Annotated in this window: 14 protein-coding genes and 1 tRNA gene; 7 read left to right on the top strand and 8 right to left on the bottom strand. The window is 71.4% G+C overall.

The genetic code is table 11. The features are described from left to right. Nucleotides 1-83: 83 nt before the first annotated feature. The gene (locus tag ACX114_RS11145; RefSeq protein WP_459297411.1) at nt 84-2,435 is read right to left on the bottom strand and encodes a tetratricopeptide repeat protein; all 2,352 of its coding nucleotides are present in this window, start codon (nt 2,433-2,435) and stop codon (nt 84-86) included. A 202-nt stretch (nt 2,436-2,637) separates the two neighbouring features. On the opposite strand from ACX114_RS11145, the gene ACX114_RS11140 reads away from it, so the two are divergent. The 4 genes from ACX114_RS11140 to ACX114_RS11125 all read left to right on the top strand — a co-directional run bounded on the left by ACX114_RS11140 (nt 2,638) and on the right by ACX114_RS11125 (nt 8,181). Continuing rightward, nucleotides 2,638-2,713 (top strand) — tRNA-Ala (locus tag ACX114_RS11140). Between the two features lie 96 nt (nt 2,714-2,809). Continuing rightward, nucleotides 2,810-3,424 (top strand): DUF2760 domain-containing protein, encoded by a 615-nt coding sequence (locus ACX114_RS11135; RefSeq protein WP_120563864.1) that lies wholly within the window; start codon nt 2,810-2,812, stop codon nt 3,422-3,424. A gap of 88 nt (nt 3,425-3,512) precedes the next feature. Further along, nucleotides 3,513-5,375, top strand: a complete 1,863-nt coding sequence (locus ACX114_RS11130) for an Hsp70 family protein (protein ID WP_459297408.1) — start codon at nt 3,513-3,515, stop codon at nt 5,373-5,375. Between the two features lie 25 nt (nt 5,376-5,400). Beyond that, entirely contained in the window at nt 5,401-8,181 is a 2,781-nt protein-coding gene (locus tag ACX114_RS11125) for an Hsp70 family protein (protein WP_459297406.1), read from the top strand. A 196-nt stretch (nt 8,182-8,377) separates the two neighbouring features. Here ACX114_RS11125 and ACX114_RS11120 read toward each other — a convergent pair whose 3' ends face one another. The 4 genes from ACX114_RS11120 to ACX114_RS11105 form a co-directional block, all read right to left on the bottom strand. Next, the gene (locus ACX114_RS11120) at nt 8,378-8,800 is read right to left on the bottom strand and encodes a hypothetical protein (protein ID WP_459297404.1); all 423 of its coding nucleotides are present in this window, start codon (nt 8,798-8,800) and stop codon (nt 8,378-8,380) included. A 232-nt stretch (nt 8,801-9,032) separates the two neighbouring features. Then, nucleotides 9,033-10,826: a bifunctional metallophosphatase/5'-nucleotidase gene (locus ACX114_RS11115; protein ID WP_459297402.1), complete on the bottom strand. Its 1,794-nt coding sequence runs from the start codon at nt 10,824-10,826 to the stop codon at nt 9,033-9,035. A gap of 51 nt (nt 10,827-10,877) precedes the next feature. Continuing rightward, nucleotides 10,878-11,126, bottom strand: coding sequence for an MYXO-CTERM sorting domain-containing protein (locus ACX114_RS11110; RefSeq protein ID WP_459297400.1), 249 nt, complete (start codon nt 11,124-11,126; stop codon nt 10,878-10,880). 55 nt (nt 11,127-11,181) lie between these two features. Next, nucleotides 11,182-12,144: a phytase gene (locus ACX114_RS11105; protein ID WP_459297398.1), complete on the bottom strand. Its 963-nt coding sequence runs from the start codon at nt 12,142-12,144 to the stop codon at nt 11,182-11,184. 139 nt (nt 12,145-12,283) lie between these two features. On the opposite strand from ACX114_RS11105, the gene gmd reads away from it, so the two are divergent. Together gmd and ACX114_RS11095 are read left to right on the top strand one after the other, a co-directional pair. Then, entirely contained in the window at nt 12,284-13,255 is a 972-nt protein-coding gene (gene gmd, locus ACX114_RS11100) for a GDP-mannose 4,6-dehydratase (protein ID WP_459297396.1), read from the top strand. A 1-nt stretch (nt 13,256) separates the two neighbouring features. Then, complete coding sequence (locus tag ACX114_RS11095) at nt 13,257-14,180, top strand: GDP-mannose 4,6-dehydratase (protein WP_459297394.1); 924 nt, start codon at nt 13,257-13,259, stop codon at nt 14,178-14,180. A 19-nt stretch (nt 14,181-14,199) separates the two neighbouring features. On the opposite strand, the gene ACX114_RS11090 is transcribed toward ACX114_RS11095, so the two are convergent. Beyond that, nucleotides 14,200-14,934: a hypothetical protein gene (locus ACX114_RS11090; protein WP_459297392.1), complete on the bottom strand. Its 735-nt coding sequence runs from the start codon at nt 14,932-14,934 to the stop codon at nt 14,200-14,202. 94 nt (nt 14,935-15,028) lie between these two features. Here ACX114_RS11090 and ACX114_RS11085 point away from each other — a divergent pair, with 94 nt between their 5' ends. After that, nucleotides 15,029-15,541, top strand: a complete 513-nt coding sequence (locus ACX114_RS11085) for an NADAR family protein (RefSeq protein WP_459297390.1) — start codon at nt 15,029-15,031, stop codon at nt 15,539-15,541. Here the strand turns inward: ACX114_RS11085 and ACX114_RS11080 are convergent. Together ACX114_RS11080 and ACX114_RS11075 are read right to left on the bottom strand one after the other, a co-directional pair. Next, on the bottom strand, nt 15,531-16,091 hold the full coding sequence (locus tag ACX114_RS11080; protein ID WP_459297388.1) for a hypothetical protein: 561 nt from the start codon (nt 16,089-16,091) through the stop codon (nt 15,531-15,533). The genes ACX114_RS11085 and ACX114_RS11080 overlap by 11 nt on opposite strands. A 52-nt stretch (nt 16,092-16,143) precedes the next feature. Further along, nucleotides 16,144-17,253, bottom strand: coding sequence for a glycosyltransferase family 4 protein (locus ACX114_RS11075; protein WP_459297386.1), 1,110 nt, complete (start codon nt 17,251-17,253; stop codon nt 16,144-16,146). Nucleotides 17,254-17,273 lie beyond the last annotated feature (20 nt).

Raw genomic sequence — 17,273 nt, 5'->3', positions numbered from 1 at the left:
TTGTCGCCCCCCGTCAAAAACGAAACGCCGCGAAGCCCTTCAAGGGGGCCTCGCGGCGTGTGGGGACAGCGGAAGGCGGGGCGCTAGTTGCCCGCGAGCCGCTGCGCGTCGGCGAGGTACTCGCCCTTGGGCTCGCGCCGCACGTACTCGGCCGCCAGCGTCTTGACCTTGCCCGACTGCTTGGCGTCCTTGGAGAGCAGCTGCGCGTAGAAGTAGTACACCGGCGAGTAGTTCTCGTCGGCCTGCAGCGCGCGCTGGTAGGTCTCGTCCGCCTTCGCGGCGTCGCCCTTGCCCTGGTAGACGCGGCCCAGCTCCGTGAGCGCGTTGGCGACGCGGTCCGGCTGGCCGAAGAACTCCTGGCTGGCCTTCTCCAGCTGATCCTTCGCCTTGTCCCACTCCGAGCGCTCCCGGTAGATGGCGCCCATGGCGAGCCGGGCCTCCGGGTTCTTCGCCTTGGGGTCCTTCACCGCGCGCTGGTACTGCGCGAGCGCGTCCTCCAGCTTGTTCTGGCGGCGGTAGGCGTTGCCCAGCATCACCACCAGCTTGGGGCTGTCGCCCATCGTCTTGAGCGCGGTGACGAGCGCCTCGGAGGCCTCCTTCTCACCGCCCGGCTTGCCCATGAGGGCCTTGGCCAGCTCGACGTAGAACTGCGCGCGGCTGCCGTCCACGCGGATGGCCTTGCGGATCTCCTCCGCGGCCGCGTCGTAGTTGCCCTCCGCCAGCAGGCGGCGGCCCTTGATGAGGTTGAGCTCCGGGTTCTGCTTGTCGAGCGCGAAGCCGGTCTCCTCCGCCTTCGTGACCTCCTGCTTTGCCTTGGCGGGCTCCGCCGGCACGCCCGTGGCCTCGGTCAGCAGCTGCTGCTGGTCCGGCTTGAGCGTGGGCATGGCCAGCGCCACGCGGGCGATGAGCAGCGAGCGCGCGAGCTGCGCGGTGGCGAGCTGACGGGGGCTCGGCGGGGGCTCCGCCTCCAGCAGCTTCTTGATGTCCCGGCTGGCCACCGCGTAGTTCGGCGCGTCCTGCTCCAGCATCAGGAGCGAGCGGCCCAGCAGCGACTCCGGGTGGTCCTTCTCGTAGCGCAGGGCGAAGTCGTAGTTCTTCCAGGCGGTGTTGTCCTGGCCCAGCCGGCGGTACACCGCGCCCAGGCCCGCGTAGACGCGCGGATCATCCGGCGCCAGCGCCTGCGCGCGCTCCAGGCTGTCACGCGCGCGCTCCAGGTCGCCCGCGTTCATCTGGATGAGGCCCAGCGTGAGGTACAGGAGCGAGGACGCCTTGTTCTGGTCGTTGAGCTCCTTGACCTGCGTCTCCAGCGAGGCCAGCGCGCCCTTGCCGTCGCCGCTGTACGTCTTGATCAGCGCCTGCGCGGCGATGAGGTGGCTGGACAGCTCCTTGCCCTTCTGGGCCGCGGCCAGGTGCTCCTCGGCCTGCCGGCGGGCGTCGTCGCCGCCGCCGTGCTCACCCCAGCGGATGGCGTACGCGTACGCAAGGTAGCCGTGGGCCGCGGTGGAGTCGGGGTCCACCTCCAGCGCCAGGTCCGCCGCCTCGCACGCCTTCTTGTAGCTGGCGAACGAGTCGTGCTTGAGCTGCTCGGTGGCGACGTCCAGGTTCTTCTTGAGCTCGCGGCCGCGCTTCTTGGCCTGCGCCGAGTAGAAGCCGTATCCACCCGCGAACAGCGGGATGAGGATGAGCAGGACCAGCGACAGCATCTTGCTGCCGTTGCTCTTGGCCGGGCCCTTGCGGCGCGACGCCGGCTCGTCGTCGTCGTCCTCGACCTCTTCCACCACCACCTGCGGGCGGCGCTGGGCGGGGCGCTGAGCGGAGTCCGACGCGGGGCGCGCCGTGCGGGCCGCCTGCTGGGAAGGAGCGTTGATGCGGCCCACGGGCGTGGCGGCGGGCGCCTCGGCGGCGGGCGGGGCCGTCACGGGGACGGTCGCCGCGGCGGGCGCTTCCGCGGCGGCCGGGGGCGGCGCGGCGACAGGCGCGAGCACCGGCGTGGGGGCCGCGGGGCGGGGGAGCTCCACCTTGTACTGCTGGAGGAGCGTGACGGTCTCCGGATCGCCGGGGTCCGCCTGATAGGCCTTGAGCAGGTTGGCGCGGCCGACGTCCTGCTCGCCGCCCTTGATCTGCAGCACGCCCGCCATGCGCAGGGCAGCCTTGTCCTCCGGCTGCACCTGGAGGGCGCCCATCACTTCTTCGAGCGCCTTCTTGTCCTTGTTCTGCGCCGCGTAGACGCGCGCCAGGAGGAGGCGGGGATCGGCCGCGGTCGGGTGCGCCTTGACGCCCTTCTTGCAGACGACCATCGCCTCCATGAAGCGACCCAGGTCCAGGTACGCCTCCGCCAGGGGCTTGTAGGCATCCGACGAGGGGTCGGAAGCGAACGAATGCTCAAGCTTCGCGAGCTCGGTGGGGCTCAACGTCTTCGATGGGGAGGTGGACATGAACCAGAAGGTGTCCGGATGGGCCGGGAAGGATGCGCTACCGGAAGGCGGTTTTTATGGCATCCACAGTGCGGCACGTCAATCGCAGGGTTGGTGCCGGAAACGAGCTGCTTGACAGCAAGGTGAGGCTCCGGTACTAGCCCACTCACTTCGCGGGACCCAACCCCCGCGAGGCGCAGCAGGCAGCAAGCAGTCCCCATATGGGGGTGTAGCTCAGTTGGGAGAGCGTCGCGTTCGCAATGCGAAGGTCGTCGGTTCGATCCCGTCCACCTCCACCATGAAGAACCGAAGGGCCTCACGGGAAACCGTGAGGCCCTTTGCATTTCAGGCCATTGGCGAATTGCAAAGGCTTCCGGCTTTGTTATCCGGGGCCGATGACCGACCCGTCCGCCTCCCTGTCGTTCTTCGCCCGCTTCTGGCTCGCCTGGCTGTGCTTCTGGCGCTGCCTCGTGTCCCGCGAATTCGCGCAGGCCGTGCTGCCGACCAGCCGCGCCTATGACGCCGGCCAGCTCAAGGAGCTTCCGTCCGGGGACACGCAGGCCCCACCGCCGGTGAAGACGCCCGCCGTGCAGGCGCCCGTCGCCCCCGCGCCCCTGCCCCCCGAGCGCGAGCACGCCAGCGCCCTGTCGCTGCTGGCCATGCTCCAGCGCGAGGGCCGCTTCCTGGACTTCGTGCAGGAGAACGTCGCGGCCTTCCCGGACGCGGACGTGGGCGCGGCGGCCCGCATCGTCCATGAGGGCTGCCGCAAGGTGGTGCACCAATACCTGACGCTCCAGCCGGTGCTGCCGCAGGGCGAGGGCGACAAGGTGACGGTGCCGCCGGGCTTCGACGCGCAGCGCATCCGGCTGACCGGCAACGTCGCCGGTGAACCTCCTTATGGTGGCACGCTCCGGCACCACGGCTGGGTGACCACGGAGGTGAAGTTCCCGACCGTCTCCCCCGCCATGGAGCCGCGCGTGCTGGCGCCGGCGGAAGTCGAGCTCGCCTGACGCCCGCCCGGGCAGCAGGCGGCGCATCTTGTGAAGTCCCCTTCCCTTCGAGGAACCACAAGGCCCCTTCCCGGGGTTCCTGACCGATATGGCCCGATACGCAATCGGCATCGACCTGGGCACCACGCACTCCGCGGTGTCCTACTTCAACCTCGAGGACGGCAAGCCGCGCGGCCCCTCGCAGTCCATGCTGCCCGTGCCGCAGGTGACGGCGCCCGGCACCGTGGAAGCGCGCCCGCTGCTCCCCTCCTTCCTCTATCTCCCCAGCGCGCAGGAGTTCCCGGAGGGCAGCCTCGGGCTGCCGTGGAACAGCGAGCCGGGCGTCATCGTGGGTGACTTCGCCCGCTCGCACGGGGCGAAGGTGCCCACGCGGCTGGTGTCGTCCGCGAAGAGCTGGCTGTCGCACCCGGGCGTGGACCGGCGCTCGGCGCTGTTGCCCTGGCAGGCGCCGCCGGAGGTGCAGCGCGTGTCGCCGCTGGATGCGTCCGCGCGCTACCTGCGCCACCTGAAGGAGGCGTGGGACCACACCTTCGCCCGCGCGCAGGAGGAGTCCGGCAACGCGCTGTCGAAGCAGGAGGTCATCGTCACCGTCCCGGCGTCCTTCGACGCGGCGGCGCGCGACCTGACGCTGGAGGCCGCGAAGGCGGCGGGCATCGAGCACATCACCCTCTTGGAGGAGCCGCAGGCCGCGCTGTACGCGTGGCTGGAGGCGATGGGGGAGAACTTCCGCAAGCAGGTGAAGCCCGGGGAAGTCATCCTCGTGGTGGACGTGGGCGGCGGCACGTCCGACTTCTCCGTCATCACCGTGAAGGACCGCGAGGGCGACCTGGAGCTTTTGCGCGTGGCGGTGGGCGACCACATCCTGTTGGGCGGCGACAACATGGACCTCGCCCTGGCGCACACGCTCAACCAGCGGATGGCGGCGGACGGGCGCAAGCTGGACGCGTGGCAGTTCAACGGCCTCACCTATGGATGCCGGCAGGCGAAGGAGACGCTGTACGCGGATCCGTCCGTGGACCGGGTGCCCATCGCGATTCCGGGCCGGGGCTCATCGCTCATCGGCGGCACGCTGCGCACGGAGTTGACGCGCGAGGAGCTGGACCGCGTCCTCACGGACGGCTTCTTCCCCGTGACGCAGGTGGCGGACCTGCCTCGCACCGCCCGGCGCACGGGCCTGGCGCAGATGGCGCTGCCGTACGCGCAGGATCCGGCGGTGACGAAGCACCTGGCGGCCTTCCTCACCCGGCAGGCGCAGGCGCTGGCGGCCAGCGCGGACTCGCCGGTGGACGTGGCGGGCAAGGGCTTCCTGCACCCCACCGCGGTGCTCTTCAACGGCGGCGTCTTCAAGGTCGGGCCGCTGAAGGGCCGCGTGATGGAGGTCCTCAACCAGTGGCTCGCCGCGGAAGGGGCGCCCCCGGCGAAGGAGCTGGAGGGCGCGGACCTGGACCTCGCGGTGGCCCGCGGCGCTGCGTACTACGGCTGGGTGCGTCAGGGCCACGGCCTGCGCATCCGCGGCGGCACGGCGCGCGCCTACTACGTGGGCGTGGAGACGGCGATGCCGGCGGTGCCGGGCATGGAGCCGCCGGTGAAGGCGCTGTGCGTGGCGCCCTTCGGCATGGAGGAAGGGACGCAGGCGGACGTGCCGCCCCAGGAGTTCGGGCTCGTCACCGGCGAGCCCACCAGCTTCCGCTTCTTCGCGTCGTCCGTGCGGCGCGATGACCGCGTGGGCGAGATGGTGGAGGACGTGGAGTCGGAGCTGGCGTCCGGAGGGCTGGAGGAGGTGGCGCCCATCGAGACGACGCTGCCCGGACAGCCCACGCCCTTTGGCGACCTGACGCCGGTGAACCTCCAGGCGGCGGTGACGGAGGTGGGCACGCTGGAGCTGCGGTGCCTGGAGAAGAACGGCTCCGGACGCTGGAAGCTGGAGCTCAACGTGCGCATGAAGGAGTAGAAGGGGCCCCGCACACCGGAGGCGTATGCGAATCGTCGGCATCGACCTGGGCACCACCCATTGCGCGGTGGCATCCGTGGATCCAGGCAAGGGCTCGGGGGCACCCGTCGAGGACTTCCCCCTGCCCCAGCTCGTCCGCCAGGGCGAGGTGGCCCCCCGCGCCCTGCTGCCGTCCACCGTCTACGTCCCCGCCGGCCACGAGCTGGCCCCGGAGGTGCTGCGCCTGCCCTGGGGCGATGACGGCGGTCCCTATGTGGTGGGCGAGCTGGCCCGCTGGCAGGGCGCGCGCGTGCCGGGCCGGCTGGTGGCCTCCGCCAAGAGCTGGCTGTGCCACCCGGGCGTGGACCGCTCCGCGCCCATCCTCCCGTGGGGCGCGCCCGCGGACGTGCAGAAGCTGTCGCCGGTGGACGCGTCCGCCCTGCTGCTCACGCACATGGCCCGGGCGTGGGACTTCGCGCACCCGGCCGAGCCGCTCTCCAAGCAGGAGGTGGTCATCACCGTCCCCGCTTCCTTCGACGAGGCGGCGCGCGCCCTCACGGTGAGCGCGGCGCGCAAGGCCGGGCTGGAGAAGTTCACGCTGCTGGAGGAGCCGCAGGCGGCCTTCTACGACTACACCGCGCGGCACCGTTCGGACCTGGAGCAGACGCTGTCGCAGGTGCGGCTGGTGCTGGTGGTGGACGTGGGCGGCGGCACCACGGACTTCACGCTGGTGCACGCGGGCGTGTCGCCGGAAGGCCCCATGCTGCGGCGCCTGGCCGTGGGTGATCACCTGATGCTGGGCGGCGACAACATGGACGCGGCGCTCGCCCGGCGCATGGAGGAGAAGCTCACCCAGAATGGCCGGCGCCTGTCCGCGACGCAGTGGACGCAGGCCATCCAGGCCGCGCGCACCGCGAAGGAGGAGCTGCTGGGGCGAACGCCGCCGGAGAAGTACGGCGTGTCACTCATCGGCGAGGGCAGCCGGCTGTTGGGCGGCACGCTGTCCACGGAGCTGGGCCGCGACGAGGCGCACGCGCTGGTGCTGGATGGCTTCTTCCCCATGTCCTCTCCCGGGGACCGGCCCCGGCGCTCGGCGCGCATGGCGCTCCAGGAGTTGGGCCTGCCGTACGTGCAGGACCCGGCCGTCACGCGGCACCTGGCGGCCTTCCTCGCGCAGCACGCGGCGGCGGGCTTCGCGGCGCTGGGCGAGACGCCGTCGCACGAAGGCGCCCTGCCCCGCCCGGACGCCATCCTGCTCAACGGCGGCGTCTTCAACTCGCCGCAGATTTCGGCGCGGCTCATTGACGCGCTGTCCGCGTGGTGGCCGCAGGCGCCGCGCATTCCGCTGCTCAAGCACGAGTCGCTGGAGCTCGCGGTGGCGCGTGGAGCCGCGTACTACGGGCTGGTGCGGCGCGGGCACGGCCTGCGCATCGGCGGTGGCGCGGCGCGCGCGTACTACGTGGGATTGCAGCGCGGCCCGGACAGCGCGGAGCAGCCCACGCTGTGCCTCATTCCGCGCGGCTTCGAGGAGGGCCAGAAGGTGGACCTGGGCGAGCGCCCCTTCACGCTCACCCTGGGCCGGCCGGTGCAGTTCGCGCTCTACTCCACGACGAGCGACCGCATCGACAAGCCAGGAGACCTGGTGCCGCTGGCGGAGGACCTGAAGCCGCTGCCGCCCATCCACACGCTGCTCAAGGGCGCGTCCGGCAAGGTCAGCGAGGTGCCGGTGCACCTCCAGGCGGCGCTCACGGAGATTGGCACGCTGGAGCTGTTCTGCGTGTCGGACGTCGCGGACGAGCGCTGGCGCCTGGAGTTCGAGCTGCGCGGCACCGGCGGTTCGCACGAGCTGACCGTCACCGAGTCCATGCCCGCGCGCTTCGCCGAGGCGAAGGACAACGTGGAGCGCGTCTACGGCAACAAGCCGTTGCCCCTGGGCCCCAAGGACGTGAAGCAGCTGTCGCGCACGCTGGAAAAGGTACTGGGCTCGCGCGAGACGTGGCGCGTGCCCGTGCTGCGCGAGCTGTGGAGCACGCTCTACGCGGGCGCGAGCAAGCGCCGCCGCTCGGATGACCACGAGCGCGTCTTCTACAGCCTCACTGGCTTCTGCCTGCGCCCCGGCTTCGGCTACCCGCTGGACGGCTGGCGCGCGGAGCAGACCTTCAGCCTGTTCGACGCGCTGGTGCAGCACCACCAGGACAAGGCGGTGTGGACGGAGTTCTGGGTGATGTGGCGCCGCATCGCCGGTGGCCTCACGGAGGCGCAGCAGCAGAAGCTGTACGGCTACCTCCAGCCGCATCTGGCCCGGCGCGTGCCGCCGGACGCGCCCACGCAGGGTGGCAAGCTGAAGGGCATCCAACCGGAGGGGTTGGACGAGATGATCCGCACCGCCGCCTCGCTGGAGCACCTGGCGCCGGGCGACAAGGCGGAGGTGGGCCGGTGGATCGCCGCGCGGCTGAAGGCCGAGTCCCGCGCGGGCGGCCCGTGGGCGTGGGCCCTGGGCCGGCTGGGCGCGCGCGTGCCGCTGTACGGCAGCAGCCACAAGGTCGTGGACGTGGAGACGGCGGAGGCGTGGCTGGAGCTGCTCTTGTCCCTGGACCTGCGCAAGGTGGACGGCGCGCCCTTCGCCGCCGCCCAGTTGGCGCGCCTCACCGGCGACCGCACGCGCGATCTGGATCCGGCCCTGCGCGAGCGCACGGCCCAGGCGCTGGTGGCCGCGAAGGCCGCGGACACCTGGGTGCGGATGGTGCGCGAGGTCGTCGCGCTGGAGGCCGCGGACGAAGCCCGGGCGCTCGGAGACACGCTGCCTGCGGGCCTGCGGCTGTCCTGAGGCAGGAGGCGGGCCGCCCCGGCAGGGCGGATCATCTCCTCGGTGGGAGGCACGCCCTGCTCATCCTGCGGGGCGGATCATTCGCTGGCGGAGAACGACCTGCCTGGGCGCTTCGAGCGGGAACTCCGGGCAGATCCGTCACATGCGGGGCGCGAACGTGCGCGCCCCTGCAGGGCGGATCATCCCGGGCGGTGGATCAGACCAGCGGGGTGGCCGCGTCGTCCGCGACCGGGGCGTCGACGAGCGTCGGAGCCACGGGCGCGGCGTCGAGCGGCACGGCGGCGACGACCTGGAGCACGGGCTCCGTGGCGGCGACGGCGGGCACCTCGACGGTGGCGGCCTGGGACTCGTCCTTCTTCGGCTTCTTCGTGCCCGCGCCCGAGCGGCAGCCCCGGCACCACGGCTGGTTGCGGATGGCGCCGTCCGCCATCTTCCGCAGCCCGAACTGCGCCAGCGGCTTGAGCGTCTTGCACTTCAAGCACATCAGCGAGATCAACACCTCGTGGCCGTCGGCGTCGTAGACGGAGGACTTGCGCCGCTTGCGCGGCTGGTCCGGCTCGCGTGCCTCTTTCTTCTCAGGCACGGCGGGGACCATCATCGGGGTCACTTTGTAGAGCATCTCTTCTGTCCCTCCCACGCACGAGCGCCCACTTGCTCGCGCTGGCTTTGCGCCGCGCCTGCAAGGGATCTCGCGTGCCCTAGAGTAGGGAGGTTTCCCTCCGTTGGAAACTGATCCCAGGCCGAAAATTCGGCCCGGGACGCCTTCCGCTGATCTTCCGCTGGGTTGCACCGCGATCCAGCCCCAGCGGATCAGCGCGGAGGGAAAATTTCCAACGGCGGGCGCCCTTTTTTCAGGGCTTTACGTCCGCGCAGGGCCCCGCCGCATTGACTAGGTGCACGCGCCCGAGCGCCGGGGGCTTCAGCGTGTTGCCGTGGGCGCGGCCGTACGCGGTGAGCACCTCGCGCAGGTCCTGCGCCTGCAACAGGTTGATACGTTCCCGAGGCAGCGTGGACGTCAGCGGCCCCACCCCGTCACCGCCACGCAGGAGGAAGTCCGGCACCGCGACCCGGTAGGTCGCCTTCGCCTTCAGCGGCTTGCCTCCGGGCAGCGTCACGCCCTGGAAGCGCTCCGGGCCCGGGCACGCGCCCAGCGTCACCTCCAGGCCGGACACGGCGAAGACGCCCTTGCGGCCGCCGTAGGCCAGCGACAGGAAGCGGCGCAGTTCGTCCGCGCTCAGGTCCAGCACCGCGAGCGTGTTGTCGAAGGGCAGGATTTCGTAGAGCTTGCCGAAGGTGAGCGGCCCCTGCGGCAGGTCCGCCCGGATGCCACCCGCGTTCATCACCGCCGCGTCGGAGCGGGCCGCCTCCCGCATCGCGTCCGCGATGAGGTTGCCCAGCGCGCTCTCGCCCTCGTAGACCTGGGGCATGCGGGCCTGGGTCTCCACGCCCACCGGCCGGCGCTGCTCCTCCTCCACGCGCGCCTCCGCGGGGACCACCAGCGCCTCCACTCGGGCGTCCGGCGTCACCGGCTGGCCCAGGAACGTGGCCGGCACCATCCGCACGTCCTTCGCGTCCTTCAGCTTCAGCGGATCACAGCTCTTCAGCGTGGCGTCCACGGCGCCGCACACCGGGATGGCGGCCTGGATGCGCGTGCGCTCGGGCAGCACGCGGTGGGTCACCGGATCCACGAAGAGGTCCACCACGCCGAACGAGCGCGCCAGCCCCGTCGTCTCGATGACCGGAACGTCGCCGAAGAAGTGCCCCATGACCTGGTGCGTGTGGCCCGCCACCACCGCGTCCACCGAGCCCTTGGGCAGCGCCTCCAGCACCGCGTAGATTTCGCCGTCGTCGCGCTCGCACCCGGACGTGTCGCGCGGGTTCGCCAGGTCCGTGCACTTGCCGCCCGCGTGCGCGACGGCGACCACCACCTCCGCGCCCTGCTCGCGCAGCGACTTCGCGGCCTGCTTCGCGGCGTCGGCCAGGGACTCGAACTCGAGGCTGGCGACGTTGACGGGGTTGGTCGTCTGCGGCGTCGACAGCGTCGTCAGCCCCAGCAGGCCCACCTTCACGCCCTTCACGGTGACGACGGTGGTGCCGTCATTGCCCAGCCACGCCGGGGGGCGGCCGTCCTTCTCGCGCACGTTGGCGGACAGGAAGGGGAACCGGGCCTGCGCCACGCGGGCCTTGAGCGCGCCCAGCGGATCCTCGTCCGGACGCGTGGCCACCGGCCCCGGGCCCACCGGCCCGTAGTCGAACTCGTGGTTGCCGATGGCGACCGCCGTGTAGCCCAGCAGGTTGTACACGTCGACGACGATGGCGCCCTCGCCCAGGTTGGACGCCAGCGTCCCCTGGAACAGGTCACCGCCGTCCACCAGCAGCACGCCGCCCGGGTTGTCCTCGCGCAGCCGCGCCACGTAGGACGCGAAGAGCGCCGCGCCCCCCTGCTCCACCTTCTGCCCGTCCGGCAGCGTGGCGCGGTGGGGCATCACCCAGCCGTGGAAGTCGTTGGTGCCCACCAGCGTGAGCCGCACGGGCTCGGCCGGGGCGGGCGCGGGGGGCGGAGTGACGGGAGCGGGCGTCGGGCCGCCCTTGCAGGCGGCGACAAGCACCGCGAGCGCCAGGACGGAGGAACGAAAGGTGCGCATGGGGCGCGCACTTCATCCCGCCCCCCTGTCGCTTTCAACCCGCTTCGAGTGTCAGCTCCGGCGCCGGCGGCCCAGGAGCGACAGGGCCAGCAGCCCCAGCGTCGCGATGGCCGACACCGGCGTGGTGGTGCACCCGCAGCCGCTGTCGTCGTCGGTCCCGCCGCCACCGCCATTCGGATTGCCGCCCGGATCGATGATGACGCCGCCACCGCCGTCCTTGCCGGTGCCGCCGTCCGCGACGCCCGCGTCCGTCTGCGGCTGCTGCGCGATGATGAGCGGCGGCGAGAACGCCCGCGCCACGTTGCCCCACGAGGTGAGCTTCAGGTTGTCACCCAGCGTGCTGCTGCTGAAGCCGTCATGCGCGACGAAGAGCCCCTCCGGGAAGCGTCGTGCCCAGCGCGCCCGACCAGGCCACCAGCCCGCGCGAGGACTCCACGGGGTCCGTGCCGGCGTCCTGTCCCAGTTGGAACGCGCCCACCCGGCCCAGCGTGCGCCGGTCGAAGACGACGAAGGTGTTCGCGTTCGGATCCGACACCACGAGGTAGCCGTCCAACCCGGACGCCTCGTACAGCGCGATGCGCCCCACGGACGTCAGGCCGGCGTCCCCCAAGCCCGCCACCTGCGTGCCCGTGATGCCCGCGTCCGCGTCCGCGCCGTAGCGGTAGAGCCCCTGCCCCTGCTGCGCCACGTAGAGCGCGCGATACGCCGGGTCCACCGCCAGCCCCAGCACCGCGCCGGCCGGGATGTCGCGCACCGGGGTCGCCGTGACGCCACCGTCCGTGGGCGTCAGCGCGAACTGCCGCAGGCCTCCGGACGAAAGGCCACCGAAGGCCTGGATGGTCCCATCCGCCCCACGGGCCAGCCGCACCGTCCCGTAGCTGACGCCCACATCCAGCGGGGCGGCGTTGGGGGCCAGGCGGGTGAGTCCGCCGCCATCCACCGTGGAATCCAGCACGTAGGGCACCAGCCCCGACAGGGTCGGGTTGGCGCTGAGCACCAGCGCCGCGGACGTACCGCCCGCCAGCGGGAAGCCGCCCAGCACGTCCACGCTCGCGGAGGTGCCCTCGGTGACGGCCTGCACCTCCCCGCCGTCCAGGGCGTAGGTGAACAGGCCGTTGTTCTGGTCCGCCGTGATGAGTCGGCTCGCGGACGGATTGGCCGGATTCACCCACAGCGCCACGTCGTTCACGGTCCCGCCGCCGGAGCGCGCCCCGGGCTGGGTCTGCACGGTGTAGGGCACCGCCACGGGAGCCGTCTGGGCCCCCGCCGCCGTGCTCAGGAGCACGGCCGTCAATGCAGGGAGGGAGAGGTTGCGCATGGGCGGCTCCTGGGCAGGTCGCTCCCTACCTAGGCATGGGCGCGTTCCCGTTCAAGTTCCCTGAAACCCTGGGACTGTTGGCAGATGGCGAAAGCCTCGGGTACAACGACCAGCGTCTTCCAGCGAACAGACAAGGGCCATGGCCAAGCGCGCACTCATTACGGGCATCACGGGGCAGGACGGCAGCTATCTGGCGGAGCTGCTCCTCAAGAAGGGCTACGAGGTGCACGGCATGGTGCGCCGCTCTTCCGAGGAGAAGTTCGAGCGCATCGCGCACCTGCAGGGCAAGGTGACGCTGCACCAGGGCGACCTGTTGGATCAGTTCTCGCTGGCGGCCCTCTTGAACCTCACCCAGCCGGACGAGGTCTACAACCTGGCGGCGCAGTCCTTCGTGCCCACCAGCTGGAACCAGCCGGTGCTCACCGGTGAGTTCACCGCGCTGGGCGTGACGAAGATGCTGGAGGCCATCCGCCACACCCGCCCGCAGGTGCGCTTCTACCAGGCGTCCTCCAGCGAGATGTTCGGCAAGGTGCTGGAGGTGCCCCAGTCGGAGGACACGCCCTTCTACCCGCGCAGCCCGTACGGCGTGGCGAAGGCGTACGGCCACCACATCACCGTGAACTACCGCGAGTCCTTCAAGCTCTTCGCGGTGAGCGGCATCCTCTTCAACCACGAGTCGCCCCGCCGCGGCCTGGAGTTCGTCACGCGCAAGGTCACGTACAACGTGGCGCGCATCAAGATGGGCCTCCAGGAGAAGCTGCCCATGGGCAACCTGGACGCCAAGCGCGACTGGGGCTTCGCGGGCGACTACGTGGACGCCATGTGGCGCATGCTCCAGCAGGACACGCCGGAGGACTTCGTCGTCGCCACCAACGAGACGCACACCGTGCGGGAGCTGGTGGAGATCGCCTTCGCGCGCGTGGACCTGGACTGGCAGAAGCACGTGGTCATCGACCCCGCGTTCGTGCGCCCGGCGGAAGTCGACCTGCTCATCGGCAAGTACGACAAGGCCAAGGAGAAGCTGGGCTGGGAGCCCACGGTGCGCTTCAAGCAGCTCGTGGAGATGATGGTCGACGCGGACCTGGAGCGCGTGAAGGCAGGACAGCGGTAAGATGCGCGTCCTCGTCACGGGAGCGGATGGATTCGTCGGCCGTCATGCGTGCGCTGCGCTTCGCGCGGCCGGCGACGAGGTGGTGGAGGTGCACGGGCCCCGCGGCGAGGGCATCAGCAGCACCGCGTTGCACTTCGACATCGCCGACGAGGCGAAGGTCAAGGCGGCGGTCTCCGAGGTGAAGCCGGACTCGGTGCTGCACCTGGCCGGCTTCAGCTCGGTGGCCAAGAGCCACCAGAACCCCGCGCGCGTCTTCGCGGTGAACACCATGGGCGTGGTGCACCTGCTCACCGCCCTGCGTGAGAGCGCCCCCAAGGCGCGCGTGCTGCTGGTGGGCTCCGGTGAGGTGTACGGCCCCGTCGCGGAAGGCACGCGCGCGCAAGAAGACCACCGGCACGTGCCCCTCAGCCCCTACGCGGCGTCGAAGTCCGCGGGGGAGCTGGCCGGCGAGCAGTTCTTCCGCAGCTACGGCATGGAGGTCATCCTCGCCCGGCCCTTCAACCACCTGGGCGCGGGGCAGGACCCCACCTTCGTGGTGCCGTCGTTCGCGGCGCAGATCCGCGCCATCGCGCTGGGCACGGTGGACCCCGTCCTGCGCACGGGCAACCTGGACGCCATCCGGGACTTCTCCCACGTGAAGGACGTGGTGGACGCGTACCGGCTGCTGCTGCTCAAGGGCGAGGCGGGCCAGGCCTACAACGTGGGCAGCGGCGAGGGCCGCACCATCCGCAGCCTGCTGGAGGAGATGCTCCAGCTGTCCGGCGTGCAGGCGCGCATCGAGCTGGACCCCGCGCGGCTGCGCCCCTCGGACATCCCCAGCCTCGTGGCCGACACCGGCAAGCTGCGCGCGCTGGGCTGGGCCCCCAGGCTCACCGTCGCGGACGCGCTGCGCGACGTGCTGGGCCCCCGGGTGGGCTCGAACTGACGCACCGCTGGCGCGCGTCTCACGGGGTGCGCGCCAGCGACTGCCACGCCTCCAGGCGCCGGTCCAACGCGGTGAGGGCCCACAGCTCCGCCGCGTTGCCCGGCTTCACGGCGGCCAGGTCCCGCTGGAGGTACTCGCGGGCCTTCACCTCGCCCCACTCCGACAGGATGCGCAGGGCCATCAGCGACGGCTTGCGCGCCACCAGCCGCAGGAGCACGTCCTGCACGCGCGGGCTCCGCTCCGCGTCCGCCAGCCGCTGCACGGCCTCGTGACGGGACTCCGGCGTGGAGTCCTCCGCCTCCAGCGGCGCGGCCAACTCCGCGAAGCGCGCCTCGTCCAGCAGCGCCGCGGGACGATGGCTCTCCCAGTGCTCCACCGTCACGGTGGTGCGCCCCTTCGCCACGCACTCGCGGCGGATGCCGTCGTTCTTGAGCACGGCCAGCACCCGCTCCGGCGCGGGCGTGCCGCCCTCCACCGTGCGCAGCGCGCGCTGGGACAGCATGGGGGACTGGCCCAGCAGGTGCGTGCGCAGCACCGTGGCCTCCACCGTCTTCTCGTTGCCGGGCGGCCCCCGGTCCCACTTGAGGAACACCTCCGCCATGCCGCGCTCGCGCACGTACCAGCGGTATTCCAGCCACACCGCCCCGCCCCGCTCCGCGAAGCGAGGGTCCGAGGGCTCGTGGAGGCGCGGCGCGCCCTCCCGCGTGCCGGTGAAACAGCGGTCCAACAGCTTCTGGGCTTCTTGAAGTCGCATGAGGGGCGGGCGGCCATTGTAGGCGCCTGCGTCAGGTTCCTCCATCGCCGCACGTTCGTGTCATTATTACACGAAGATTTCGAGGAGGCCTGGGATGGGCACGACGGCGTCAGGGCGGTTCACGTTCTTCTGGAAGGAGGACTCCTTCTTCTCGCAGTGGCACCCGTCCGTCTTCACGGTGGACGGTGTGCGCTACACCTGCGCGGAGCAGTACATGATGGCGGGCAAGGCGCGCCTGTTCGGAGACACGCGGGTGCTGGACCAGGTGCTGCGCGCCGCCACGCCCAAGCAGCACAAGGCGCTGGGCCGCAAGGTGAGCCCGTTCGACGCGGCCCTCTGGGAGCGCGAACGTGAGCGCATCGTCTACGAGGGCAACCACGCGAAGTTCACGCAGCACCGGCACCTGCTGGAGGCGCTGCTCGCCACCGCGGGCACGGAGCTGGTGGAGGCCAGTCCCCTGGACCGCATCTGGGGCGTGGGGCTGTCCGCGGAGGATCCGCGCATCCAGGACCCGTCCACGTGGCGGGGGCTGAACCTGCTGGGCAAGGTGCTGACGCGCCTGCGCGAGGATCTCCTCGCGCAGGAGCATGCACCCGTCAGAACTTGAAGCTGGCGGACTGGTCCTCCACGCCGTTGAAGTCCAGGTGGAGCGTGGCGTGGTCGCCGTGGCCCTTCTCGCTCCACTCCTGCTTCAGCGTGGACAGGTCGAACGCCAGCTCCTTGTAGACCATCGCCTTGCACCGGTCGTTGTTCGCGTCGTGGATGAGCGTGAGCTCCGCGCGCGGCTCGCCCGCCGCCGTCTTCGTGAAGCGCCCGTCCCACGCGAGGCCGTAGCGGTGCTCCTTGCAGCCGCCGCCGTGGCGGACGTTGATTGTGAGCACGTTGCCCTTCACGCTCTGCGACTCGATGCCAATGGGGTCGCGGGGCGCGGGCGTCTCCGTGATCTCCAGGGGCATGACGATGGGCGCCTCCTGATTCTCCGCCTGCGCCGCGGGCGACTCCGCCTTCTTCTCCGGGGGCGTCACGGGGGTGGGCGGCGCCTCCTCCTGCTGGGCGGTGGGGGCAGGCTCCTGGGCCTCGTCCTTGCGCGCCGCGTTCGACCCCGCGCACCCGAGCAGCATTCCGCAGACGATTCCACTCCACACGAGCAGTCGCATGTTCCTCCAGGGGGGCCCGTCACGGGCCGGTTGAGCACGGGCGCCTTGTCGCCTACCGGTGGCGCAGCGCCGCATCGTAAGCGGCCCGCGTGCCTTCCGCGGCGCGGGCCCAGGTGAACTTCGCGGCCTGACGCTGGCCCGCCTCCGACAGCGCCCGGCGCTCCTCCGGCGAACGCATCAGCCGGTCGATGACCGCCGCCAGCCCTTCCGCGTCGTCCGGATCCACCGCGGGCGCGGCGCCGCCACACACCTCCGGCAGCGAGCCCGCCGTGGACACCACCGTGGGCGTGCCCAGGCGCATGGCCTCCAGGGGCGGAAGGCCGAAGCCCTCGTAGCGCGAGGGGAAGACGAACAGCGCCGCGCGGCGCATCAGCGCGTAGAAGATGGCGGGGGTCTGGTAGCCCAGGGGCCGCACGTCCAGGCCCTCCGAGCGCAGCCGGTCGATGCGCGTCTCCACCTTGCCGGAGCCGTACCAGGCCTGCCCCGCGAGCACGAGCGTGAAGGGCCGGCCGCGCGCGTGCAGACGCTCCTGCGCCTCCAGCACCAGCTCCACGTTCTTGCGCACATCGAGCGAGCCCGCGTACAGCACGTAGTCCTTCGGCAGGTTGAGCGCGTGGAGGAACTCCTCGTCCGCATCGCTCAAGGGAGCCGCGTTCACGTGGTCCACGCCGTTGTGCACCACCACGGTGCGCGGCTCCACCTGGGGGAAGCGGCGCACCAGGTCCTGGCGCGTGCTCTCGCTGATGCACACCAGCCGGTCCGCGAGCATCAGGCTGCGCGCGAGCCACAGCCGGAACTGCCAGCGGTACGGCGCGGAGACGGTGTGCGGCAAATCCAACGGCACCAGGTCGTGCACGGTGAGCACGTAGGCCGTGCCCGGCGTGCGCCTGAGCGGCAGGTTGAAGTTGCTGAGCGCGTGGTAGACGGGCGGCGGCGTGGCCTTGAGCAGCCGGGGCAGCGTGGCCAGCGTCCACGGCGTTCGCTTCTGGACGCCTCGCGGGTGCTCGCCGGACTTGCGCGCCCCCATCCGGTCCAGGCGGATGCCCTGGGCTTCGAGCGCCTCCGCGAGGCAACGGGTGTACAGGCCGATGCCGGTGGTGGGCTCGTCCCACAGGGTGGCGTCGAAGGCGATGGGTCCGGGGGTCGACACGGGCCGCCTCATACCATGCCCGTGTGCTACAC

Source organism: Corallococcus sp. M7, from assembly GCF_054512695.1.
This window is presented reverse-complemented; position numbering and strand designations above follow the sequence as displayed.